At 68.7% G+C, this 23426-nt stretch carries 23 protein-coding genes; 15 read left to right on the top strand and 8 right to left on the bottom strand.

Features of this window, described 5'->3' with window-relative positions:
• Positions 1 to 26 precede the first annotated feature (26 nt).
• Positions 27 to 1079 (top strand): tRNA epoxyqueuosine(34) reductase QueG, encoded by a 1053-nt coding sequence (gene queG / locus ABD727_RS13610; protein ID WP_344707928.1) that lies wholly within the window; start codon positions 27 to 29, stop codon positions 1077 to 1079.
• On the opposite strand, the gene ABD727_RS13605 is transcribed toward queG, so the two are convergent.
• Positions 1059 to 1412: a hypothetical protein gene (locus ABD727_RS13605; RefSeq protein ID WP_344707927.1), complete on the bottom strand. Its 354-nt coding sequence runs from the start codon at positions 1410 to 1412 to the stop codon at positions 1059 to 1061. The two genes, queG and ABD727_RS13605, sit on opposite strands and share 21 nt — an antisense overlap.
• A gap of 87 nt (positions 1413 to 1499) precedes the next feature.
• On the opposite strand from ABD727_RS13605, the gene ABD727_RS13600 reads away from it, so the two are divergent.
• A complete protein-coding gene (locus tag ABD727_RS13600; protein WP_344707926.1) occupies positions 1500 to 2492 on the top strand; it encodes an adenosine kinase in 993 nt (330 codons plus the stop codon).
• Between the two features lie 72 nt (positions 2493 to 2564).
• On the opposite strand, the gene ABD727_RS13595 is transcribed toward ABD727_RS13600, so the two are convergent.
• Both ABD727_RS13595 and ABD727_RS13590 read right to left on the bottom strand, forming a co-directional pair.
• Entirely contained in the window at positions 2565 to 4148 is a 1584-nt protein-coding gene (locus ABD727_RS13595) for an amino acid permease (protein ID WP_344707925.1), read from the bottom strand.
• 87 nt (positions 4149 to 4235) lie between these two features.
• Positions 4236 to 4613: an HIT domain-containing protein gene (locus ABD727_RS13590; protein ID WP_344707924.1), complete on the bottom strand. Its 378-nt coding sequence runs from the start codon at positions 4611 to 4613 to the stop codon at positions 4236 to 4238.
• Positions 4614 to 4670: 57 nt separating this feature from the next.
• On the opposite strand from ABD727_RS13590, the gene ABD727_RS13585 reads away from it, so the two are divergent.
• The 12 genes from ABD727_RS13585 (at position 4671) to ABD727_RS13530 (ending at position 17296) form a co-directional block, all read left to right on the top strand.
• The gene (locus ABD727_RS13585) at positions 4671 to 5156 is read left to right on the top strand and encodes an SspB family protein (protein ID WP_344707923.1); all 486 of its coding nucleotides are present in this window, start codon (positions 4671 to 4673) and stop codon (positions 5154 to 5156) included.
• Positions 5157 to 5267: 111 nt separating this feature from the next.
• Positions 5268 to 6662 carry a class II fumarate hydratase gene (gene fumC / locus ABD727_RS13580; RefSeq protein ID WP_344707922.1) on the top strand — a complete coding sequence of 465 codons (1395 nt, stop codon included), beginning with the start codon at positions 5268 to 5270 and terminating at the stop codon, positions 6660 to 6662.
• Positions 6659 to 7174 carry a hypothetical protein gene (locus ABD727_RS13575; RefSeq protein ID WP_344707921.1) on the top strand — a complete coding sequence of 172 codons (516 nt, stop codon included), beginning with the start codon at positions 6659 to 6661 and terminating at the stop codon, positions 7172 to 7174. The genes fumC and ABD727_RS13575 overlap by 4 nt, the downstream gene beginning before the upstream one ends.
• 318 nt (positions 7175 to 7492) lie before the next feature.
• Positions 7493 to 7993, top strand: a complete 501-nt coding sequence (locus tag ABD727_RS13570) for an ImuA family protein (RefSeq protein ID WP_344707920.1) — start codon at positions 7493 to 7495, stop codon at positions 7991 to 7993.
• Positions 7914 to 9482, top strand: coding sequence for a DUF6504 family protein (locus ABD727_RS13565; RefSeq protein WP_344707919.1), 1569 nt, complete (start codon positions 7914 to 7916; stop codon positions 9480 to 9482). Before ABD727_RS13570 ends, ABD727_RS13565 begins: the two co-directional genes overlap by 80 nt.
• Positions 9482 to 13015, top strand: coding sequence for an error-prone DNA polymerase (locus tag ABD727_RS13560; protein ID WP_344707918.1), 3534 nt, complete (start codon positions 9482 to 9484; stop codon positions 13013 to 13015). The genes ABD727_RS13565 and ABD727_RS13560 overlap by 1 nt, the downstream gene beginning before the upstream one ends.
• Positions 13016 to 13091: 76 nt before the next feature.
• Positions 13092 to 13493, top strand: coding sequence for a DUF2147 domain-containing protein (locus ABD727_RS13555; protein ID WP_344707917.1), 402 nt, complete (start codon positions 13092 to 13094; stop codon positions 13491 to 13493).
• Between the two features lie 52 nt (positions 13494 to 13545).
• Complete coding sequence (galE, locus tag ABD727_RS13550) at positions 13546 to 14535, top strand: UDP-glucose 4-epimerase GalE (protein ID WP_344707916.1); 990 nt, start codon at positions 13546 to 13548, stop codon at positions 14533 to 14535.
• A gap of 11 nt (positions 14536 to 14546) precedes the next feature.
• Positions 14547 to 16130 carry a M20/M25/M40 family metallo-hydrolase gene (locus tag ABD727_RS13545; RefSeq protein ID WP_344707915.1) on the top strand — a complete coding sequence of 528 codons (1584 nt, stop codon included), beginning with the start codon at positions 14547 to 14549 and terminating at the stop codon, positions 16128 to 16130.
• Between the two features lie 144 nt (positions 16131 to 16274).
• Positions 16275 to 16643 carry a PilZ domain-containing protein gene (locus ABD727_RS13540; protein ID WP_344707914.1) on the top strand — a complete coding sequence of 123 codons (369 nt, stop codon included), beginning with the start codon at positions 16275 to 16277 and terminating at the stop codon, positions 16641 to 16643.
• A 121-nt stretch (positions 16644 to 16764) separates the two neighbouring features.
• The gene (gene ykgO / locus ABD727_RS13535) at positions 16765 to 16890 is read left to right on the top strand and encodes a type B 50S ribosomal protein L36 (RefSeq protein WP_029941846.1); all 126 of its coding nucleotides are present in this window, start codon (positions 16765 to 16767) and stop codon (positions 16888 to 16890) included.
• A gap of 118 nt (positions 16891 to 17008) precedes the next feature.
• Positions 17009 to 17296 carry a hypothetical protein gene (locus ABD727_RS13530; protein ID WP_344707913.1) on the top strand — a complete coding sequence of 96 codons (288 nt, stop codon included), beginning with the start codon at positions 17009 to 17011 and terminating at the stop codon, positions 17294 to 17296.
• Between the two features lie 78 nt (positions 17297 to 17374).
• Here the strand turns inward: ABD727_RS13530 and ABD727_RS13525 are convergent, their stop codons facing one another.
• The gene (locus ABD727_RS13525) at positions 17375 to 17779 is read right to left on the bottom strand and encodes a hypothetical protein (RefSeq protein ID WP_344707912.1); all 405 of its coding nucleotides are present in this window, start codon (positions 17777 to 17779) and stop codon (positions 17375 to 17377) included.
• 2 nt (positions 17780 to 17781) lie between these two features.
• Positions 17782 to 19005, bottom strand: a complete 1224-nt coding sequence (gene purT / locus ABD727_RS13520) for a formate-dependent phosphoribosylglycinamide formyltransferase (RefSeq protein WP_344707911.1) — start codon at positions 19003 to 19005, stop codon at positions 17782 to 17784.
• Here purT and ABD727_RS13515 point away from each other — a divergent pair.
• A complete protein-coding gene (locus ABD727_RS13515) occupies positions 19004 to 19888 on the top strand; it encodes a peptidylprolyl isomerase (RefSeq protein WP_344707910.1) in 885 nt (294 codons plus the stop codon). The two genes, purT and ABD727_RS13515, sit on opposite strands and share 2 nt — an antisense overlap.
• A gap of 66 nt (positions 19889 to 19954) precedes the next feature.
• Here ABD727_RS13515 and ABD727_RS13510 read toward each other — a convergent pair whose 3' ends face one another.
• The 3 genes from ABD727_RS13510 to ABD727_RS13500 form a co-directional block, all read right to left on the bottom strand.
• The gene (locus tag ABD727_RS13510) at positions 19955 to 20215 is read right to left on the bottom strand and encodes a hypothetical protein (protein WP_344707909.1); all 261 of its coding nucleotides are present in this window, start codon (positions 20213 to 20215) and stop codon (positions 19955 to 19957) included.
• A 64-nt stretch (positions 20216 to 20279) separates the two neighbouring features.
• On the bottom strand, positions 20280 to 22757 hold the full coding sequence (locus ABD727_RS13505; RefSeq protein ID WP_344707908.1) for an ABC transporter permease: 2478 nt from the start codon (positions 22755 to 22757) through the stop codon (positions 20280 to 20282).
• Positions 22754 to 23425 carry an ABC transporter ATP-binding protein gene (locus ABD727_RS13500; RefSeq protein ID WP_344707907.1) on the bottom strand — a complete coding sequence of 224 codons (672 nt, stop codon included), beginning with the start codon at positions 23423 to 23425 and terminating at the stop codon, positions 22754 to 22756. The genes ABD727_RS13505 and ABD727_RS13500 overlap by 4 nt, the downstream gene beginning before the upstream one ends.
• Between the last annotated feature and the right edge of the window lies 1 nt (position 23426).

The raw sequence follows: 23426 nt of genomic DNA, 5'->3' as shown, positions 1-23426 counted from the left end.
GCCCGTCGCGCTTGTAGTGGAAGCATGTGCTTGGCCCTGCAAGCCTTAAGGAACAGATACGAGCGGAGGCGGAGCGGCTGGGCTTCGTCGCCTGTGGCTTCGCGCGTGCCGACGCGGTCCCGGAAGCGGGGGAGCGACTTCGCGAATGGCTGGCCGAGGGGCGACACGCCACAATGGGGTGGATGGAGGAGCGAAGCGGCCAGCGCGCGCATCCGCAGGCGCTGTGGCCCGAGGCAAAGAGCATCATCGCGCTCGGCATGAGCTACGCACCGGCGGAGGATCCCCGGCGTCTCGAGGCCGAGCCATCGTGCGCCAGGATCAGCGTCTATGCGCAGGGCGCGGACTATCACAAGACGGTCAAGAAGGCGCTGAAGGCGCTCGCCCGCTTCATCGTCGACACCATCCCCAGCGACCTCAAGGTGTTCGTCGACACCGCGCCCGTCATGGAGAAGCCGCTGTCGGGGGCGGCCGGGATCGGCTGGCAGGGCAAGCACACCAACCTCCTGAGCCGCGAGCATGGCAACTGGATGTTTCTCGGGATCATCTTCACCGAACTGGAGATCGAGCCCGACGAAGTCGCCAGCGATCATTGCGGAAGCTGCTCGCGCTGCATGGTTGCCTGCCCGACAGGTGCGATTGACGCACCCCGCCGGATCGATGCGCGACGGTGCATTTCCTACCTGACGATCGAGCATCACGGGCCGATCCCGCTCGAGTTCCGGGCTGCGATGGGCAATCGCATCTATGGTTGCGACGACTGCCTCGCGGCTTGCCCATGGAACCGGTTCGCTGAGGCGGGGCGGGCGAACAAGGCCTTCCTGCCGCGCGCCGAGCTGGCGGCGCCTGCGCTGGGCGACCTCCTGCTGCTCGACGATGCAGGCTTCCGAGCGCTGTTCGCGGGATCGCCGATCAAGCGGATCGGGGTTGCACGCTTCCTGCGAAATTGCCTGATCGCGGCGGGCAACAGCGGCGATGCCGCGCTGCTGCCGCAGGTACATAGGCATGCGGCGAGCGATGACCCGGTGGTTGCCGAGGCAGCCGTCTGGGCCGGGCAGTGCCTAACCGGAGAAGCTCGCTAGGCAGGCGTCCTGTGGAAGATCGTCGCCGCTGAGCGGTCGCCGGCTGTCGACATGGGTGGCAGTGGCGACCCCAGTGCCGCTCGCCGGCGGGTAGAGATAGGCATCGATCACGCAGCGGTCGTTCTGCCACTGGAGCTTGAGGCCGATGCCTTCGCGCACCTGAAAGGTCGGATTGCCCAGCCGAGCGACGAGTTCGGCCTGGCTTCGGCCGATCAGGGCACCGCGCTCTGTCGGCTGGGCCGGAAGCGAAGCGGGCTGAGGCGTCGGCGCCGGCGGCGGGGTGCCGGCACAGGCGGCGACGGACAGGGCGGCGAAGGGAAGCAGGCGACGCATGGGCATGGCTCTGCCGCCCACTTGCTGGACTGGCAAGGCCGCTGCCGCTACCCGCCCGCGCTTGCGCTTTCCATCCAAGGATTTCCAATGACCGAGCCAACCCTCGACGTCCTCGCCATCGGCAATGCCATCGTCGACGTCATCGCCGATGCCGACGATGCGTTCCTGTCGGAGCAGCAACTGGCCAAGGGCTCGATGCGGCTGATCGACGAGGCCGAGGCCGAGCGGCTGTACGGGCTGATGGGGCCCGGGCGCGAGGCGAGCGGCGGCTCGGCGGGCAACACCGCCGCCGGGCTCGCCGCGCTTGGTATTCGGGCTGGTTTCATCGGGCAGGTCGCCGAAGACCAGCTTGGCGCCATCTACCGTCACGACATCCGCAGCCTCGGAGTCACCTTCGACACGCCGGCGCGGAGCGACGTCGGAGCCACCGCGCGCTGCCTGATCCTCGTCACCGGCGATGCGCAGCGGACGATGAACACCTTCCTCGGCGCGGCGCAGCAGCTGGCTCCGGAGGCGATCGATCTCGAGGCGGTGCGCTCGGCCGGCATCCTCTACCTCGAGGGCTATCTGTGGGATCCGGAAGTTCCGCGTGCGGCGATGGAGGCGGCGATCGGCGCGGCGCGCGAGGCCGGCCGCAAGGTCGCCTTCACGCTGAGCGACACCTTCTGCGTCGATCGGCACCGCGACGGCTTTCACCGGCTGCTCGACGAGAAGAAGGTCGACATCCTCTTCGCCAACGAAGCCGAGCTTGCCGCCATGACCGGCGAGGCGGACTTCGACACCGGCCTCGCCAGCCTGTCGGCCAAGGTGCCGCTGCTGGTGGTGACCCGAAGCGAGCAGGGTGCCGTCGCGGTTGCAGGCGGGGAGCGCGCGTCGGTTCCGGCCGAGCCGATCGACCAGCTGGTCGACACCACCGGGGCTGGCGACCTGTTCGCCGCTGGCTTCCTTGCGGGGCAGGCCCGCAACCTTGGCCTCGAAGCCAGCCTCAAGCTGGGCGCGATCGCCGCCGCCGAGGTCATCCAGCATTATGGCGCGCGGCCCGAGAAGGACCTCAAGGCGCTGGCGGGCGACCTCCTCTAGGACCGCCGCCGCAAGGCAAAGAGAAGGGGCCGGTGGATCGCTGCACCGGCCCCTTTCTTTTTGCGTGTCCGCTCAGTCGCGGGTGACGGTGCCACCGTCCGGATTGTCCTCCGGATAGTAAGGCATCTCGCCGTCGGCGGTCACCGCGTGGCCCTTGGCGAGCTCGCTGTTGTGCATGCCGTAGACGAAGTAGAGCGCGGTCATCCCGAGCATGTACCAGATGAAGAAGACCAGCACGTTCCAGGGAACGGTGGTGATCAGGTACAGGCAGGACAGGATCCCGAGCACCGGCAGGACCGGATAGAGCGGCACCTTGAACCCGCGCGGCAGCTCGGGCGCCGAGCGGCGGAGGTAGATGACCGACAGGCAGACGATGGCGAAGGCCGCCAGCGTTCCGACCGAGGTCATGTCGCCGAGCACGTTGATGTCGAAGAAGCCCGCCGCGACGGCGGTGATGATGCCGACGAGGATGGTGTTGATGTAGGGCGTCTTGAAGCGCGGATGGACCGTCGCGAACACCTTCGGCAGCAGGCCGTCGCGGGCCATGGTGTAGAAGATGCGGGTCTGGGCATACATCAGCACCAGCACAACCGAGGTCAGGCCGATGATCGCGCCGACCTTGATGATCTTGGCGAGCCAGCTCCAGGTCGGGCCGAAGTTGTCGACGACGACCGCGACGGGGTCCGGCACGTTGAGCTGGGCGTAAGGCACGAGCAGGGTCATGATCGCCGCCACCAGCATGTAGATGACGGTGCAGACGATCAGGCTGCCGATGATGCCGAAGGGCATGTCGCGCTTCGGATCCTTGGCTTCCTGACCCGCGGTCGAAACGGCCTCGAAGCCGATGTAGGCGAAGAAGACGATCGAGGCGGCGCGCATGATGCCGTCGACGCCGAACTGGCCGTCGCCGGTGTTCTCCGGAATGAACGGGGTCCAGTTCTTGGCCACCAGATCGCCGAAGTTCGAGAGGACGATGAGGCCGCCGACGACGATGAAGGCGACCAGCACGCTGACCTTGATCGCGACGATGGCGTTGTTGACCTTGGCCGATTCCGACACGCCGACCACCAGCAGCACCGAGAGGGCGAGGCAGATGAGGAAGGCGGGCAGGTTGAACAGGGTGGTGACAGTGGCGCCGTTGATCAGCACCGGCGCGCCGTCACGCATCAGCGTGTAGCCGGCCGGACCAGTGAACTGCGGCGGGATGACGAGGCCGAAGTCGGCCAAGAGGCTGACCACATATCCGCCCCAGCCAACCGCAACGACCGATGCCGCGAGACCATATTCGAGAAGCAGCAGCGCACCCATGATCCAGGCCACGAACTCGCCCAGCGTGGTGTAGCCGTAGGTGTAGGCCGAACCGGAGACCGGGAGCGTCGAGGAGAGCTCGGCGTAGCAAAGGCCGGCGAAGGCGCAGACGATGCCGGCGACGACGAAGGACAGCAGCACGGCCGGTCCGGCATGAAGCGCCGCGGCGCTTCCGGTGCGGACGAAGATGCCCGCGCCGATGATGCAGCCGACGCCGAGCAGCAGCAGGTTCCACTTGCCCAGGGTCCGCTTGAGTTCGCTCGACGCGGACTCCTGCTGGACCTGTGCAATCGACTTGCGGGCGAACATTCGCCCGATCAAACTCTTCTTTGGCGCGACACTGGCCATGAAGGCTCCCCCGAGAACTTGGATACTGAGATTGCGCGGGAGCCTAGCGGCTAGTTCTCCCGGTGCAATCCCTCTGTCACAAGAGGCTCAGCGTGCCAGCATCGGTCCGAGCGGCTGGCCGCCGAACAGGTGGACGTGGAGGTGCGGAACCTCCTGGCCGGCGCGCTTGCCGGTGTTGGCGAGCATTCGATAGCCTTGCGGCTCGGCCCCGACCTTCCGCGCGGTCTCGCCGATCGCCCGGACGAAGTCGGCGATCTCGGCCTCGGACGCGTTGGCGGCGAAGTCGTCCCAGCTGACATAGGCTCCCTTGGGGATCACCAGCACATGCACGGGTGCCAGCGGGTTGATGTCGTGAAGGGCGAGGCTGTGCTCGGTCTCCAGCACCTTTGTCGCAGGCAGTTCCCCGCGGAGAATACGGGCAAAGATGTTGCTGTCGTCGTACGGCTGGTGATGATCGATCGGCATGGTTGACGAGATTCCCCGGGTTGACCCTCTTAGCGACCCCGCTACCACGGGCGAGCCATGTCCGACGAGAGCAATGAGAGCCTGATTCCTTACGACGAGATCGTTCAGGAGGCGCTGCGCGACGTCGTCGGGCGCGTGCTGACGACGGTCGAGAAGACCGGCGGTCTGCCCGGCGGACATCATTTCTACATCACCTTCCGGACCCGGATGGCCGGCGTCGAGATCCCCAAGCATCTCGCCCAGCGCTTTCCCGACGAGATGACCATCGTCATCCAGCACCGCTTCTGGGACCTTCACGTCGCGCCCGACTATTTCACGGTCGGCCTCAGCTTCGGCGGAGTACCCTCGACGCTTCGGGTGCCCTTCGCGGCGGTCACCGACTTCGTCGACCCGGCGGTCGACTTCAGCCTCAAGTTCCAGGCCAACGGCGCCGAGAACGAGGGGCACGAGGAGCATGACGTGCCCGAGAATGACGGCCCGTCGGTGCGGCCGGCCGAGGACGGGTCCAACGTCGTCTCGGTGGACTTCACGCGGAAGAAGTAACGACCGGTTCAGGTCGTCACCCCGGGCTTGATCCAGGGTCCGCCTTCCTCTTTAGCACCGCCTGACTGAAGAACAGGCAGACTCCGGCCACGCCCGGGGTGACGGAGGAAAATGAGCCAGGCTACCCGCACCGAGACCGACAGCTTCGGACCGATCGAGGTTCCTGCCGACTGCTACTGGGGCGCTCAGACCCAGCGCAGCCTCGGCAACTTCCCGTTCGGCGAGCGTGAGCGGATGCCGCTCGGGCTGGTCCACGCGCAGGCGATCGTGAAGCAGGCGGCGGCACGGGTGAACCGCAGGCACGGGCTCGACGGCACGCTCGCCGATGCGATGGAGACGGCGGCGGCGGCGATCATCGCTGGTCGCCATGACGATCAATTTCCTCTTTCGATCTGGCAGACCGGAAGCGGCACCCAGACCAACATGAACGTCAATGAGGTGATCGCCGGGCTTGCCAACGAGGCGCTGAGCGGCGCCCGCGGCGGCAAGAGTCCGGTCCACCCCAACGACCATGTCAACAAGAGCCAGAGCTCGAACGACAGCTTCCCGACCGCACTCCACGTCGCGGCGGTGCTCGCCGCCGAGCAGCAGCTCTATCCGGCACTCGAGCGGCTGACGACTGCCCTCGAAGCCAAGACGGCCGAGTGGGACCATATCGTCAAGATCGGCCGCACCCATACCCAGGACGCGACCCCGCTGACGCTTGGCCAGGAATTCTCTGGCTATGCCGCGCAGCTGAGGAGCTGCCGCGCGCGCATCGAGGGTGCGCTCGAGGGCAACCTTCGGAAGCTCGCCATTGGCGGTACCGCGGTCGGCACCGGCCTCAACGCGCCCGAAGGCTGGGCCGAGGACATGTGCGCGGCGATCAGCGACATCGCCGGCAGCGCCTTCCACCCCGCGCCCAACAAGTTCGCCGAGATGGCGGCGCGTGACGGCCTCGTCTTCTTCCACGGCGCGCTCGTCACGCTGGCCGTGGCGCTGAACAAGATCGGCAACGACATTCGCTTCCTCGGGTCGGGCCCGCGCTCGGGCCTTGGCGAACTCAGCCTGCCCGAGAATGAGCCGGGCAGCTCGATCATGCCCGGCAAGGTCAATCCAACCCAGGTCGAGAGCCTGACGATGGTCTGCGCGCAGGTGGTCGGCAACGGCCAGGCACTGACGATCGGCGGGATGCAGGGCCACTTCGAGCTCAACGTCTTCATGCCGCTGATCGGATCGAACGTGCTTCGTTCGGTCGAGCTCCTGTCGGTGTCGATGGTCAGCTTCGCCGAGCGCTGTGTCGAGGGGATGACCGCCAACGAGGAGCATATCCGCGAGCTCGTGGCGCGCAGCCTGATGCTGGTCACCGCGCTCGCGCCCGAGATCGGCTACGACAATGCCGCGAGCATCGCCAAGCATGCCCACAAGAAGGGACAGAGCCTCAAGGAAGCCGGGCTCGAGCTCGGGCTGGTCGATGCCGAGACCTTCGACCGGGTCGTTCGGCCGGAGGCGATGATCGGGCGGTGAGGCTCGCGGTCACTCTCGTCGGAGTTGCGCTGCTCGCGGGTTGCGCGACCCGGCCGCCGGTTCGCGAACCGGCGCGGCCGCCGATGGTAGTAGAGCCCGAGCGGCCGGTGGCGACCGCGGCCGATTACATGGCGGTGAGTGCGTCGCGCAGCCTGCTGCTGGTGCGCGCGGCCGAGCTTGCGGAGCGGCGGGCACCGACGGTTGCAACCCTGGCTCGCCGGATCGCGGCCAACCACCGGGGGATCGGGGCGCAACTCAACCTTGCCGGGCGCAGGCTGGACCTGCTGCCTTCGGCCGAGCTGCTGCCGCTCGACGCGGCGCAGCTTGCGGCACTTGGGCGGACGGGCGAGCCCGCTGTCGCATTCCGCCGGATCGTCGCATCGGCCGTGGCCAATTGCCTGGCCGACGCGGGGGACTATGCGATGCGCGGCACAAGCCCCACCCTCCGACCGGTCGCGCGCTTCGCCGAAGCGGTATGCCGCGAGGAAGCGGCGCTGCTTTCCAGGGGCTGACGAGTCGCCCCGTTGACTCCGTTCACGGAGTCGCGCGAATAAGAACAAAAGCAGAACATCAGCGTTGTGAGTCGTGTGGATCCAAGGTTTCGCCTGGTCGCCGGCGGCGGAAGCCGTGCGGCTGAAGAGGTGTCGTTTCCCGGCAAAGGCCGGGGCGCGGTGCCTCCTCCGGCACGTCCGGTCGAGCCGGCCAGCAGTGGGGCTTCCGCGTTCGCAGGCGAGCCGATCCTGTCCGAACTCTTCCCCTCATCCCCGCGCGATGGGGGATGGAGCGGGTTCGTCCTGGCCCAACTCGGCACTTCGGGTCCCCTGCTTTGGGTGCAGGAGCGGATGGCGATCCTCGAGGGCGGGCGGGTCCATGCGGCCGGGATCGGTCGGCTTGCCGACCAGCTCATCCATGTCGAGGCGAAGGACGCCAAGTCCGCGCTGTGGGCGATGGAGGAGGGCCTCCGATGTTCGGCGCTGAGCGGGGTCGTGGGCGAGATATGGGGCGATCCTCAGGCGCTCGACTTCACCGCCACCCGCCGGCTGGCAGTGGCGGCGGAGCGGATGGGGGTTTCCTGCTGGCTGGTCCGTCCGGGCGGCCATGCCGGGCTCAGCGGCGCGCGCGAGCGCTGGCGGCTGGCGAGTGCGCCGAGCGCCGTCCACCCATTCGATCCCAAGGCCCCGGGCAGCCCACGCTGGGCCGCCGAGCTGTTCCGCTCGCGACGGCGGGCACCGGCCTCGTGGGTGGTCGGGCATGACCCGGCGGATCTGCTCGCTGTGGCTGCCGAACCTGGCGATCGAGCGCTGGGCGAGTCTCAGCGGCGCACCGGCTGAGGCGGCGGCGCGGCCGCTGGTCCTCACCGTCGAGGGACGGCACGGGCCGCTGATCCATGCCGTCACTCTGACTGCGCGCGAGCGCGGGGCACGTGTCGGATCAAGGCTGACCGACGCCCGGGCGCTCGACCCCGGACTCGAGGCCGAGGCAGCCGACGTCGCCGGCGAGACCGCCTGGCTTCGCGCGGCGGCGCGCTGGGCGTCACGCTGGTCGCCGCTGGTCGAGGACGACGGAAGCGACGCGTTGCGGCTCGACGTCAGCGGGGTGGCGCACCTGTTCGGCGGCGAGCGGGCGCTGATCTCCGACATGGAAGCCCGCTTCGCCGCCATGGGGGTGAGCGCGCGAGCGGCGATCGCGCCCACCGCCGGAGCGGCCTGGGCGCTGGCGCGCTACGAGCCGGAGGTCCGCACCGCCACGGTCGACCGGCTCGCCCAACTGCTCGCCCCGCTGCCGGTGTCGGCCCTTCGGCTCAGCCCGCTCGCTACCCAGACTCTGGTCCGGCTCGGGCTCAAGACCGTCGGCGACCTCGCCGGTGTTCCGCGCAAGGCGCTGGCGCGACGCTTTCCCAAGGACGCGCATCCGCTCGACGCGCTCGATCGGGCGCTTGGCCGCCGGCCGGAGCCGCTGACCCCGCTGCCCGACGACCCGCCGCCGCGGGCGCTGCTTCCGATCAAGGAGCCGGTGGTTCATCCCGAGGCGGGAGCGCAGGCGCTGAACCTGCTGGTGCCGAGGCTCGCGGCCGAGCTGGAGCGCCGCAAGCTCGGCGCGCGCCACCTGTTCCTGACCGCCTTTCGGGTCGACGGGACCACCAGCGAGGTCCAGGTCTCAACCTCGATCCCCACGCGCGAGCCGGGCCATCTCCACCGGCTGCTCGGCGGCGTGCTGGAGCGGGTCGGGCTCGACCCCGGCTTCGGGATCGACGCCTTCCTGCTCGAGGTGCGCTGGTGGGAGCGGCTCGACTCGGCGCAGGAAGCGCTGGTCGGCGAACCTTCGGGCGAGATGGCGGTCGCGGCGCTGATCGACCGGCTGAGCGTCCGACTGGGCCCGGCCAAGGTGCGGGTGCCGGTGGCGGTCGAGAGCCACCTGCCCGAACGTGCGGCGGGCTGGCGCGAGGGGATCGATACTCCCCTCGCGATTGCGGGAAAGCCTGTCGTCGCGGACAAGCGAATTTCTTCCCGCAGGCGGGAGGGGGAGCAGGTCCCCGCCCGACTGCTCGATTCCCCCGAGGCCATCGCGGTCATCTACGCCACTCCCGAAGGGCTGCCGCGGCGGTTCGTGTGGCGGCGCAAGGTGCACGACATCGCCCGGGCTCAGGGACCTCGACGTGTGGCCCCGGAGTGGTGGCGCTCGGCCTCGACCGCCCGGCTGCGCGACTATTACCGGGTCGAGGACGGCGAGGGCCGACGCTTCTGGATCTTCCGCGAGGGGCTGGTCGACGATGGCCGCGGCGGCGCGCCCTGCTGGTTCGTCCACGGGCTGTTCGACTGATGCCCGAACAGGAAGGCTTCGCCCGCCGAAAGCTGGTCCGCGAGGATGGGCCGGCGCCCTTCATCCCCAAGGCACCGTTCGTCGAATTGGGGGTGACGACGCCGTTCAGCTTCCTTCGCGGGGCGTCGGATTCGATCGAGCTGGTGCTGACCGCGCTCGAGCAGGGGATGGACGCGATCGGGGTGGCCGACTGGAACAGCTTGGCCGGGGTCGTACGGATGCACAGCGCCTGCAAGGGCGCCGGATTGAGGCCACTGATCGGCGCGCGGCTGGTGGTGGATGTTGCTGACCCTCCCCCGCCCACGGGAGGGGAAGAGGCGCGCGGCGCCGAAGGGGAGGGCCTGTTGCGGCTGGTTCCGGCAACCCCTCCCCCGGCGCCTCCCGCAAGCGAGAGGGGGGAAGAGAGCATCCACCTTCTCGCCTACCCGCGCGACCGGGAAGGCTATGCCCGGCTGTCGCGGCTGCTCAGCCTGGGGCAGGGGAGGGCGGAGAAGGGGGAGTGCGTGCTGACACTCGCCGATGTCGCCGACCATGCCGAGGGAATCGCCTTCATCGCATGGCCGGGCGAGGACCTCGACGTCTTCGAGGCGCAGCTTCCTGCAATCCGCTCGGCGCTGCCCGGACTCCGCCATGTCGCCGCGACGCATCTCTACCGCGGGGACGACCTCGCGCGGATCGAGCGGCTCGACCGGATCGCGGCGAGCATCGGCGGGACCATCCTTGCCACCAACGACGTCCATTACCATGCCCGCCACAAGCGCCCGCTGCAGGATGTCCTGACCTGCATCCGCGAAAAGGTGACGCTGGCGAGCGCCGGGCTCCGGCTCCACGCCAATGCCGAGCGGCACCTCAAGTCTCCGGAGGAGATGGCGCGGTTGTTCGAGCGCTGGCCGCACGCGCTCGCCGCGACCCGCGACTTCGCCGACGCGCTCGACTTCAGCCTCGACGAACTCAAGTACGAATATCCACGCGAGAGCGTGCCCGAGGGCCGCACCCCGCAGGAACAGCTGTTCCACCTCACCTGGCAAGGCGCGGCCGACCGCTATCCGGATGGTATTCCCGACAAAGTGGACCGGCAAATCCGCCACGAGCTCGCGCTGATCGAGAAGCTCGACTTCGCGCGCTACTTCCTGACGGTGCATTCGATCGTCGACTTCGCGCGGAGCTGCGAGCCGCCGATCCTCTGCCAGGGGCGAGGGAGCGCGGCCAACAGCGCGGTCTGCTACTGCCTCAAGGTGACTGCGGTCGATCCGGCCGACACCGACCTCCTGTTCGAGCGCTTCATCTCCGAAGAGCGCAAGGAGCCGCCCGACATCGACGTCGACTTCGAGCATGAGCGGCGCGAGGAGGTGATCCAGCACATCTACTCGAAATATGGTCGCGACCGCGCCGGCCTCGCCGCCACCGTCATCCACTATCGTCCGCGCTCGGCGATCCGCGAGGTGGGCAAGGTGATGGGCCTGTCCGAGGACATTTGCGCGGCGATCTCCGGGACGATCTGGGGATGGGGCGAGGACGTCACCGAGACCCATGTGCAGGAAGCCGGCCTCGACCTCACCGACCCGCATCTCGCCCGGACCATCAAGCTGGCCGAGCAGCTGATCGGAATGCCGCGCCACCTCAGCCAGCATGTCGGCGGGTTCATCCTGACCGAGCGCCCGCTGATCGACACGGTGCCGGTCGGCAACGGCGCGATGCCCGACCGGACCTTCATCGAGTGGGACAAGGACGACATCGAGGAACTGGGCATCCTCAAGATCGACGTGCTGGCACTCGGCATGCTGACCTGCATCCGAAAATGCTTCGGGCTGATCGAGGAAGTGCATGGCGAAAAGTGGGACCTCGCCACCGTCCCGCGCGAGGAGCCCCGCGTCTACGACATGCTCTGCAAGGGCGATTCGCTGGGCGTGTTCCAGATCGAGAGCAGGGCGCAGATGAACATGCTGCCAAGGCTCCGCCCGCGCTGCTTCTACGATCTGGTGATCGAGGTCGCGATCGTCCGCCCGGGACCGATCCAGGGCGACATGGTGCACCCCTACCTCAAGCGCCGGCAGGGCAAGGAACCGGTCATCTACCCCCGGCCCGCGCCCGAACATGGTCCCCCCGACGAGCTGGAGCGGATCCTCAAGCGGACTTTGGGCGTCCCGGTGTTCCAGGAGCAGGCGATGAAGATCGCGCTCGACGCGGCGCGGTTCAGCTCTGCCGAGGCCAACCAGCTCAGGAAGGCGATGGCGACCTTCCGCAGCCGCGGCACGATCGACCTGCTTCAGGACAAGATGGTCGAGCGGATGGTCACCCGCGGCTACGAGCGCGAGTTCGCCGAGCGCTGCTTCCACCAGATCCGCGGCTTCGGCGAATATGGCTTCCCCGAAAGCCACGCGGCGAGCTTTGCGCATCTCGTCTACGTCTCGAGCTGGCTTCGGTGGAAGTATCCGGCGGCGTTCGCGGCGGCGTTGCTCAACAGCCAGCCGATGGGCTTCTATGCTCCCGCGCAGATCGTGAAGGACGCGCAGGCGCATGGGGTGACGGTGCTGCCGGTCGACGTGAACGAGAGCGGATGGGATTGCAGCCTGGAGGTCGAGCGCCCTTCGACTTCGCTTCGCTCCGCTCAGGACGAACGAGAGGAGGAGACCCGACCACAGCTCGCTCATTCCGAGCGCCCCAACCTCGTTCGTCCTGAGCGAAGTCGAAGGACGCAGGACCAAGCCGTCGCACTCCGCCTCGGTCTCCGCCAGGTCGAGGGTCTCCGCGCCATGGATGCGGCGCGGGTCGTCGCCTCTGCGCCCTGCGCTACGGTCGAGGACCTCCATCGCCGGGGCGGGGTGCCGCCGCATGCGGTGGTCCGGCTGGCCGAGGCCGACTGCTTCCGCTCGATCGGGCTCGACCGGCGTCAGGCGCTGTGGGATGCCCGAGCGCTCCGCCCGGTGCCCGAGCTGCCCTTGTTCGCAGCCGCCCGGACCCGTGAGGAAGGCGAGGAGCGGGAGAGGGCGGTGCTCCCTGCCATGCCGCTGCCCGAGCATGTGGTCAGTGACTATCAGACGGTGCGGCTCAGCCTGAAGGCGCATCCGATGCAGTTCCTGCGCGACCATTATGCGCGGCAGGGCTTCGTTCGCGCCTCGGACCTGCGCGCGATCCGCTACGGAAAGCGGGTCAGTCTCGCCGGGCTGGTGCTGATCCGGCAGCGGCCGGGCAGCGCCAAGGGGGTCTGCTTCATCACGCTCGAGGACGAGACCGGGACCGCCAATCTGGTGGTCTGGCCCGACGCATTCGCCGCCCAGCGCAAGGTGGTGATGGGGGCGCGGCTGATGGTGGTGCACGGCATCGTCCAGCATGACGAGGCGGTCTGCCACCTCATCGCCAGTCGGCTCGAGGATGATAGCTGGCGGCTGCGGACGCTCTCCGACAGCCAGTCCTTCGACCCGCAGGTCGGCCGCGGCGACGGCGCGGGACCCAGCCGCCCGCCGATGGCGCGCCACCCGCGCGAGGCGGAAATCATCCCCAAGGCGCGGGTGATCAACTGCCCGACCCACTGACCGTCCCTTAAAAATGCCACAAAGCTGCCATTCTTCGGCAAGGCTGGCGCAAGGAAAAGGGTGATAGGACAGCGACATGCGCAAGATCACACTGACCCTCGCGGCGCTTGCCGCCGCCCTTGTCGCCGCGCCGGCCTCCGCGCAGAGCCCGCTCGAGGGGCTGTGGACCAGTCCCAAGGGCAACGTCACCGTGCGGATCGCCCCCTGCGGTGCGCGGCTGTGCGGGCAGGTGGTCGAGGCCAGCGCCAAGGCACAGCGCCGCGCCGCCAAGCAGGGCGTCCCAAGGCTGGTGGGCGAGCCGCTGCTCAACAACATCGAGCCCGCCGGACCTGGCAAGTGGAAGGGCCGGGTCTACGTGCCGCGCCTCAAGAGCCATGTCGGCGGCAACATCACCATGCAGGGCCGCGACCGGATGCAGGTCTCGGGCTGCCTTGCCGGGATCCTCTGCAAGAGCGCGGTCTACCGCCGCATCGGCTGAGCCCACTTCGGCGGCGCTTTTCAAGGCCCGCCCGCCCCGCTAGCGCGAGGCCATGAGCAAGCTTCCAGTCCTCGTCACCGGCGGTGCCGGCTATATCGGCAGCCACGCCGTCCTCACGCTCCATGACGCCGACTGGCAGGTGGTGGTCGCCGACAATCTCTCCAACGGCCGCCGCGAGGCGGTGCCCGCCGGAGTGCCGCTGGTCGAGGTCGACGTCGGTGACGAGGCCTGCATGGAGGCGGTGCTGAGAGAACATGGCATCCAGGCGATCATGCACTTCGCCGGGTCGATCGTGGTGCCCGAAAGCGTCTCCGATCCGCACTTCTATTATCGCAACAACACGGTCGCGAGCCATGCGCTGATCGGCGCCGCGCTGAAGGCCGGGGTGCGGCACGTCCTCTTCTCCTCGACCGCGGCCACCTATGGCGCGCCCGAGACGGTGCCGATCGACGAGGATACGCCGACCCGCCCGATCAATCCCTATGGCCACAGCAAGCTGATGACCGAGCAGATGCTGCGCGACTGCGCCGCCGCCTACGGCTTCAACTATGGCGCGCTCCGCTACTTCAACGTCGCCGGGGCGGATCCAAAGGGCCGTTCGGGCCAGGCCGGCAAGGGCGCGACCCACCTGCTCAAGGTCGCCTGCGAGGCGGCGGTCGGCAAGCGGACCCATGTCGACGTGTTCGGGACCGACTATCCAACGCCCGACGGCACCTGCATCCGCGACTATATCCACGTGTCCGACCTCGCCAGCGCCCACGTGCTGGCGCTCGAAGGGCTGATCGCCGACCCGGCGACCAGCTTCACCATGAACTGCGGCTACGGGCGGGGCACCTCGGTGCTGGAGATGCTCGACGCGCTCGATCGGGTGAACGGGACCCCGGTCAAGCGGGTGATGGGCGAGCGTCGCGCGGGCGATCCGCCGCAACTGGTCGCCTCCAACCGGCGCTTGGTCGAACGGCTGGGCTGGCAGCCGGCCTATGCGGATAGCGAGACGATCATCCGCAGCGCGCTCGAATGGGAGCGGCGCCTCAACCGATAGGAAGTCTGCCCTTGCGTCACCGCCTTCTCGCCGCTCCGCTTGCCGCGCTTCTGCTTGCAGCGGCGCCGCCTCCCGCGCCCGCCGGCGTCTACAAGGCGCCCGCCGCGCAGGCCGAGCGGGTCCGGGCGACGGTCGAGTTCCTTGCCGACGACCTGCTCGAAGGGCGCGCCGCGGGCAAGCGCGGGCACGAGGTCGCCGCCGTCTACCTCGCCAGCCGCTATCGCGCGCTCGGCCTCGAGCCGGCAGGCGAGAATGGCAGCTGGTACCAGCGTGTGCCGTTCCGCCGCGCCGCGACCGCGGGCACCCCGACCTTCGCGCTGACTTCTGGTGGACGAACCGAGGCGCTCGCCGCCAACCGCGATATCGCCATCCGCCCGAGCGTCACCGAGCGTGAGCGCAAGATGGCCGCCGAGCTGCTGTTCGTCGGCTACGGCCTTCGCGAGCCCAAGCTTCGGCTCGACGACTATGCCGGGCTCGACGCGCGCGGGAAGATCGTGGTGGTGCTGAGCGGAACCCCGCGCGGCCTGCCCAGTGATATCGCCGCGCACCTCTCGCAGCAGAAGGACGAGATGGCCGCCGCGGCGGGTGCGGTCGGGCTGATCGAGATCGGCGGCGGCAATCCAAGCGACCGCGAAGTGACCGACTGGGTCGATTCGAGGGGAGCGGCAGGCAATGTCCCTGCTGGCCTTCGCCTGCGTGGCTCGGTCAGCCGAGGCGTCGCCGAGCGGCTGTTCGCGGGCAAGCCGCAGAGCCTCGCCGCCATCCTTCAGCAGCGCGCCGCCGGCCAGCCCGTCCGCGGCTTCCCGCTCGGCGCCCGGTTGTCGCTTGATGCCCGTTCGAACTGGACAGACTTCACCAGTCCGGCGGTGATCGGCCGCCTGCCCGGAAGCGACCCCGTCCTGGCCAAGCAGAACGTGCTGCTGATGGGGCACCTCGACCATCTCGGCATGAAGGAGAATGCCAAGCCGGGCGAGGATGCGATCTACAATGGCGCGCTCGACAATGCCGCGGGCGTCGCGACCATGCTCGAGGCGGCGCAGCGGTTCGTCGACAGCGGACAGCGGCCCAGGCGCTCGCTGCTGCTGATCGCTCATACCGGCGAGGAGCTGGGCCTACTTGGCGCTTCCTACTGGGCGTCGCACGCGACCGTGCCACTCTCCAGCGTGACGGCGGCGATCGACCTCGACATGCCCTTGCCGCTCTACGACTTTACCGACGTGACCGCGTTCGGCGCCGAGCACAGCACCATTGCCGACACCGTCGCGGCTGCGGGCCGGACGATGGGCATCAGCGTCGGGCCTGACCCGATGCCCGAGCAGGGCATCTTCACCCGCTCGGATCACTATCCGCTCGTACTCAAGGGCGTTCCGGCGATCCTGATGTTCACCGGCCATGCCAATGGCGGGAAGCCGGTGTGGGATCGCTTCTTCTCCGATGCCTATCACCGCGCCGGCGACGATCTGAAGCAGGACATCAACTGGGGTGCGCTCGCCCGCTACGGCGAGCTCAACTACCGCATCGCGAGGACCCTCGCCGACTCCCCGCAGCGGGCGACGTGGAAGCCGGGAAGCTATTTCGCCAAGGCAGTCCGCTAGCTTACTTCTAGAAAGTAGAATTCGTTCTCCCGCGTCGCGGTGGCGGTGGCCCCTCTAGAATGAGGGGCCGCCTTCTCCGCGGCGGAGGGGAGTCATGCCTTGGGCCTGGTTGCAGAGCAGCGATCCGCAGCAGGCGGGCGCGCGGTGAGCGCGTTCGGACGGGCCGGCGGGGGCGGTCGGCGCCTGTCGCGCAGGCAGTCGGCACCGCTGGTGGCGACGATTTCGACTCTGTCGGCAACCGCGCACGGCACCCTGATGGATCTCTCGGCCAACGGCGCGAGGATCCGGACCAAGCCGCCTGGCGTCGGGCGCGAAGTCGTCCTGATCGTGGCCGGGCTCAAGGTCCATGGGACGGTGTGCTGGACGACCGGAGACCAGTGCGGCCTGGTTTTCTCCGAGCCGCTGACGATCATGGAAGTCCGCCACCTGCTCCACGAGGCGGCGATCGATGGTGCGATGAAGGCCGAGGTGCGGGATGCCCGGGCCGAGTGGCTTGGCGGCAAGCCACGCTGAGCGAGCGGCGGCTTCGACCGCCTCACCTTGACTCGGGCCGTCGCCTCCCATAGTGGCCCCGACCGAAGCCCTTCCGGGCGTCAGCTGACAACAAGAAACAAAGAAACGGGCAGGCCCGGTCATGAAGATTCGCAATTCTCTCAAGAGCCTCAAGGACCGTCACCGGGATTGCCGCGTGATCCGTCGTCGCGGCCGCACCTACGTCATCAACAAGACGAACCGGCGCTTCAAGGCCCGCCAGGGCTGAGCTGAACCGGTCCTAAACGGACCGGATCCACTCATCGCAGGAACAGAGCGACCTGCCGTCCATCGACGGTTAAGGTCGCTTCGTCTATTGGAAGGCTTCGTTCAGGAGCCCGAATCAGATGACCGTCCTCTTCCGCACCATCATCGCCGCAGGCATCGGCCTCGCCGGCCTCGGCCTGGTGGGTGCGCCGACGGATGCCATCGCGCAGGCGGCACCGAGCCAGGGCTGCACGTCGCCTCCGGGCATGAACTACATGATCTGCAACGGTCAGCGCGTGCCCAAGCCTGGCAACCGTGTCGCCACCAGCGGTGGTGGCTGGCGCGAGGAAAGCCGTCAGGGCAATTGCATCGTTGTGCGCGAAAAGACCGCGAGCGGCGAGTATAAGGAAAGCCGCCGCTGCGACTGAGCCTTCTCGGGTAACCACCCGGAGGGCCCAGTTGGTGCCGTAGGCCTCCTGAACCCGGTGCTTGCCGGGAGGAGCCCCTTAGCCCTGCTTCGTGATCCCTCTCGCTGCGCGCCCGCTCGGGTCGGCGGCGATGGTGCAGGCCGGAAGCTGGAAGCGGGCCATGTCGGTGCAGGGGCGGACCTGAGCGCTGCCGTCGGCCCCCACGAAGATTCCCCAGCTTCGCTTGTCGTCACAGTCCGCTGACCACATCGACAGTTTCTTATATTCGGTGACGTAGCCCGAGCGGACAACCCGCTTGCAGCGAAGGCCGCTGGCGAGAATTGCGCGCTTCAAGGCGATGTCGCGATTCTGATCGCTGAGTTGGTGGAGCGCGTTCTGCTCGGCGCTGCGGACCGCGATTTCGGGCTGCTTGGGTGTGGCCTGCTCGCCCTGGTCGCAAGCGGCGGCAAGCAGGGACAGGCCAAATATCGTCGGCAGGCGCATTCTTACTCCTCCTCATCGGCGATGGTGACGGCATTCGCCGCCTTCGTCGCCTTGCTTACGGCCTCTTCAACGCTCGACGCGCGGGCAAGCGCCACGCCCATGCGGCGCCCGGGCAGGGTCTCTGGCTTGCCGAACAGGCGCAGGTCGACAGGCGTCTCGGCGGTGCCGAGCGCAAGTGCGTCGGCGACGCCGTCAAAGCGGAAGCGGCGGCCGGCGCGCTCGGCGAGGATCACCGCCGAGGCACTCGGGCCAAGCGTCAGGATCGGGGCGACCGGCAGGCCGAGGATGGCACGCAGGTGGAGCTCGAACTCGTTGGGCGACTGGCCGATCAGCGTCACCATTCCGGTGTCGTGCGGGCGCGGGCTCAGCTCGGAGAAGATCGCGCGGTCGCCGGCAATGAAGAACTCGACCCCGAACAGGCCGCGTCCACCGAGCGCGGACACGATGGTCGCGGCCTGTTGCTGCGCGTCGTTGAGGACGGCTGGCGCAAGCTCGGCGGGCTGCCAGCTTTCGCGATAGTCGCCGCCTTCCTGGCGGTGACCGATCGGAGGGCAGAAGTGGATGCCGTCCGCTGAGGCGACGGTCAGCAGGGTGATCTCGCTGTCGAAGCGGATGAACTCCTCGACGATCACCCGCGGGCGATCGCCCCGCATCTTCTCGATTGCGAAGTGGAAGGCGGTGCGGACGTCGTCGATGGTGCGTGCGACGCTCTGCCCCTTGCCCGAAGAGGACATCACCGGCTTGATCACGCAGGGGAGTCCCACCACCCCTGCAGCCTCGACCGCTTCCTCTTCGCTCTCAGCGAAACGATAGCCGCTCGTCTTGAGGCCGAGTTCCTCGGCGGCGAAGCGCCGGATTCCGTCGCGGTTCATCGTCAGCTGCGCGGCCCTGGCCGATGGCACGACGTGCCAGCTTTCGCCCTCGAGCGCTGCCAGCGTCGCCGTGTCGATCGCCTCGATCTCGGGGACGATATGGTCTGGACGGTGCTTCTCGACCGCCGCACGAAGCGCGGCGCCGTCGAGCATCGAGAAGACTTCGCAGGCATCGGCGACCTGCATGGCGGGCGCACCGGCGTAGCGGTCGCAGGCGACGACTTCGCAGCCGAGCCGCTTGGCGGCGATCGCGAACTCGCGCCCGAGCTCGCCCGATCCGAGCAGCATGAACTTGGCGAGGAACATGGCGATGATGCCTACCGCAAGCGTTTCGCACGCGATAGGGTAGGGCATGAGCCTGCTCCTCCTCGCCCTCGCCCAAGCCGCCGCGGCAAAGCCGCTGACCCCGAGCGACATCGTCGCGCAGGCGCCCGCCACGGCGTGGGAAACTCTCTCTCCCGACGACCTGATGGTGATCGACTATGCCGACGGGCAGCGAACGGTGATCCAGCTCGCCCCGGCCTTCGCTCCGGTGCACGTCGCCAACATTCGGGCGCTGGCTAGAGCCGATTACTGGAAGGCGTCGAGCGTTTACCGGGTGCAGGACAATTATGTCGCGCAGTGGGGCGTGAACGAAGGCGGCCCGACAATGCCGGCGAGCGTCGTCAGGAAGCCACCCGCCGAATATCACCGGGCCATGGCGGGGCTGGCCATCCGGCCGCTCGGCTTCGCGGATCCTTACGCGCCTCGGGTCGGTCATGCGCTCGGCTGGCCTATCGCCTACAATCCGAGGAACGGGCGGGCCAATCTTGCCCATTGCTACGGCATGGTCGGGGTCGGGCGCGACATGGCGCCCGATACCGGGACGGGCGGAGAGCTCTATGCGGTGATCGGCCAGGCGCCGCGCCATCTCGACCGAAACATCGCGCTGGTCGGACGTGTCGTCGAGGGGATCGAGAACCTTTCCGCCCTTCCGCGCGGGACCGAGGCGCTCGGTTTCTACAAGGCGGGGACGGTGGCTCGAGCGATCCGCACCGTGCGACTGGCCTCGGCGCTTCCGGCCGCGGGACGACCGAGCTTCCAGGTGATGCGGACAGGCAGTGCCAGCTTCGCCGCCTACGTGCGGGCGCGGGCCAACCGCAACGATGCCTTCTTCCAGGTGCCGGCCGGCGGGGTCGACCTATGCAATGCGCCGGTGCCCGTCAGGCGGACACCGGCGCTTCCTTCTCCGCGTTAGTCGTCCCCGTTCGGCGGGTGCGGCGCTGGGCCGCAGTCCCTTCCCTGAAGCCGAGGGGACGTCTCGTTACGCCGCCCAGGCGTGTCCGTTGTTGCGATTGCGGTGCTGGATGACCGCGGGGCCGTGATGATGGCGGGTGCTGGCTTCGGCCAGCGGCAGGGCCGTGGCACAGAAGGCGCATTCGGCCGACATGCGTCCGATCAGCCAGTGCGTGCGGCCGCAGCCGGGGCAGTGGTTGACCTCATGCTCCCGATACACGGCGTGATAGCCGCGACCCTTGGGATCATGCTTGAGACCGAGTTCTCCGAGGGTGGCAAAATTCGCCATAGGAAGTCCTTTCGCCCGGTAAAACTTCGACCCGCGGACGATGGTTCCGTGATGCTTTTGGCAGTCAGACCGTTCGCAAGGCTGTGGCCGGGCGGACACGAAGGGCGGGCCAGGCAGCGAGCAATGCGGTCGCGACGGCCACCACCATTCCTGCGATGGGCAGCAGCAGGAGGCTCGGCCAGTCCGGCCTGAAAGGCAGGTCGAACAGCTGCGTCACGACGCCCCAGGCCGCCGCCGTTCCCGCCAGAAAGGCAAGGGCGACGATCCCCCCGCTCATCGCCAGGAACTCGATCGCCTGGGCGGCGAGCACCTGTCCGCGGGTCGCTCCGACGAGCTTGAGAAGCACGCTTTCGCGCATCCGCGTCCGGCGAGTGGCAGTGACCGCGCCGGCCAGTACCGCCACACCGATCAGGATGGCGACCGCGGTCGCGAGCCTGATGGCAGCGTCGAGGCCTTCGAGGATCGCCGTGACCCGGCTCACGACATCGCTCACGCGGATGGTGCTGACCATCGGCAGGGCCTGCGCGAGCGCTCGTTCGAAGGCGATGGTCGAGCTTCCCTTGGGAGGGGCGGCGGTGGCCATCAGCGTGTAGGGAGCGCTCTCGAGCGTGCCGGGTGCGAAGATGATCGCAAAATTGAAGCCGAAGCTGCGCCAGTCGATTGTCCGGAAGGAGGCGATCCGCGCCTCGATCGGGACGCCGAGCACCGCGACCGTCAGCGTATCGCCGATCTTGAGGTTGAGCGCGCGGGCAGCCTCGACATCGAGGCTGACCAGCGGTGGGCCCTTGTAGTCGGCTGGCCACCAGCGGCCTTCGACGACTTCGTTGCCGACCGGAAGCTCGGCCGCGAAGGTCAGGCCGCGGTCGCCGCGCAGGATCCACGCGCCCTCCGGGATCGCCTTGAGCGCGGAGACGGGCTGTCCGTTCAATGCGGTGACGGGACCGCGCAGCGAGGGCACGAGGCGCAGGTCGGCGTCGGGCAGGCGCTCGGCCGCAAGGGCACGGAAGTGGGCTTCCTCGTTCGCCGGAATGTCGAGCATGAACAGGGCCGGGGCCTTGGCCGGGATGCTTCCGCCAAGCTCCTGCCGGACGCTTCCGCCGATGCCGGCGAGGGCGACCAGCAGCGACAGGCCAAGCCCGAGCGCGACGCTCAGCCGGATGGTCGCGGCGCCCGGACGGTGAAGGGCGGCAAGGCCGAGCCTGGTCAGGGGCCCGCCGCGCCCGCCGGCCGCCCGTGCGGTGCGGGCGAGCAGCCATCCGGCAGCGGCGAACAGGGCCGCGAGCACGAACCCGCCCACGATCGCCGACAAGGTGATCGCGATGCGCTCCGAGGTCATCAGGGCAAGGCCGATCACCGCCGCTCCGGCGGCAAGCGGCACGATGAGGTCGCGCCACGAACCGGCGCTGTCGTCAAGATCCCCGCGGAGGGTGGGGGCCGGGCGGGCGCGGGCGGCCCGTGCCAGCGGCGCCCAGGCGGCAGCAAGGGTGACGAGCAGGCCGAACAGCGCGGACTGTCCGAGCGCTCCCCATTGCGGGCGGGGATCCGGAGTGACGGGCAGGAGGTCGCCCGCCGCCTGCCCGACGATGGAGGGGACGAAAGCGCCGATCAGCAGCCCGACTGCGGTGGCGGCGAGGGCAAGCAGGGTGACGCTTGAACCCAGCATCAGCAGCAGGTCGCGGCTTCGTGCGCCATGCACCTTGAGGATGGCAATGGTCGAGCGGCGGCTGGCAGCGAACGCCCCGACCGCGCTGGCGATGCCGATCGAGCCGATCCCGAGGGCTCCGAGCGCGATGAGGAGCAGCATCTGGCCGGTCCGATCGGTGAAGCGCCGGGTTCCGCCCGCCGCGTCCGCTTTCTCGGTCACGCGCCATCCGCCGTCGGGGAAGCGCTTCTGGAAGGCAGGGCCGATGCCGTCGGTGGACGCGCCAGCAGGAAGCGCGATCCGGTAGCTGCTGGTGTAGAGACTGCCGGGCTGCACCAGCCCGGTCGCGGCAAGTCCGTCGAGGTCGACCAGTACCGGCGGGGCGAGCGCGAACCCGGACGGCGCTGGGAGGTCGGCGATGATGCCGCTGACGGTGAAGCGACCAAAGCCGACGACCAGCGGACTTCCGGCTCGAAGATCGTAACGCTCGGCCAGTTCGCGGCCGATCGCCGCCTCGGCCGGTCCTTGCGGCATCCTTCCGGAGGCGAGCGTCACCTGCCCCGCCGCGGGCCAGCCGCGCCCGATGCCCGACAGCTCGACCAGCGCGGTCTGGTCGGCGACCTGCGCGGTGCTTCGCAGCGTGATGCTCTCGCGAACCGTTCCAAGCTCGGCGAGCGCCAGTCGTTCTTGGGCAGTGGCCGAGCGCTGCGCGACCGACAAGGAAAGGTCCCCGCCAAGCAGTTCGCGGGCGTTGCCGTCGATGGTCGAGCGGATCGAACTGGCGAGGCTGGTGACTGCGGCAAGCCCAGCGACCGCGATCGCGAGGCAGACGAACAGCAGCCACAGCCCTCCGATCCCCCCGGCGAGATCACGCCGGGCGAGCGTCAGTCCGGCACTCATGCCGCGAGCAGTCCGTCGGCGATCCTGATGGTCCGCCCGGCGCGTTCGGCCACGGCGGGATCGTGAGTGATGACCAGCAGCCCGGCCCCGGCGGCAGCCACTCGGTCGAACAGCAGGTCGATGATCTTCGCGCCGGTCGCCGCGTCGAGGTTGCCCGTCGGCTCATCGGCCAGCAGGAGCCTCGGCGTCGGCGCCGTGGCACGTGCGATCGCCACCCGTTGCTGCTCGCCGCCGGACAATTGCGTGGGATAATGGTCCTCGCGCGCCTCCAGCCCGACCGCGGCAAGCTCGGCCTTGGCGCGTCCCAGCGGGTCGGCGGTCCCGGCCAGCTCCATCGGAACCATCACGTTCTGGAGCGCGGTCATGGTGGGGAGCAGGTGGAAGGCCTGGAGGACGACCCCGATCGCACGGCCGCGAAGCCGAGCCAGCGCATCCTCGCTCAGCTTACTCACGTCTTCTCCCAGGACGCGGGCCGAGCCGGAGGTGGCACGCTCTAGCCCGGCGATGATCGCCATCAGCGAGCTCTTGCCCGATCCCGAGGCGCCCAGCACCGCCACCGTTTCGCCCGGTTGGACGGCGAGGCTGACCCCGCGCAGGATGTCGGTGCGGGCCGCTCCACGACCGAGGGTGAGATGGACGTCGTCGAGCTGGATCAGGGGTTCGGTCATG

Origin of the sequence: Sphingomonas swuensis, assembly GCF_039538045.1 — a bacterium.
Lineage (GTDB): Bacteria > Pseudomonadota > Alphaproteobacteria > Sphingomonadales > Sphingomonadaceae > Sphingomicrobium > Sphingomicrobium swuense.
The sequence above is the reverse complement of the archived record's forward strand: the minus strand, read 5'-3'. Positions and strand labels throughout refer to the sequence as shown.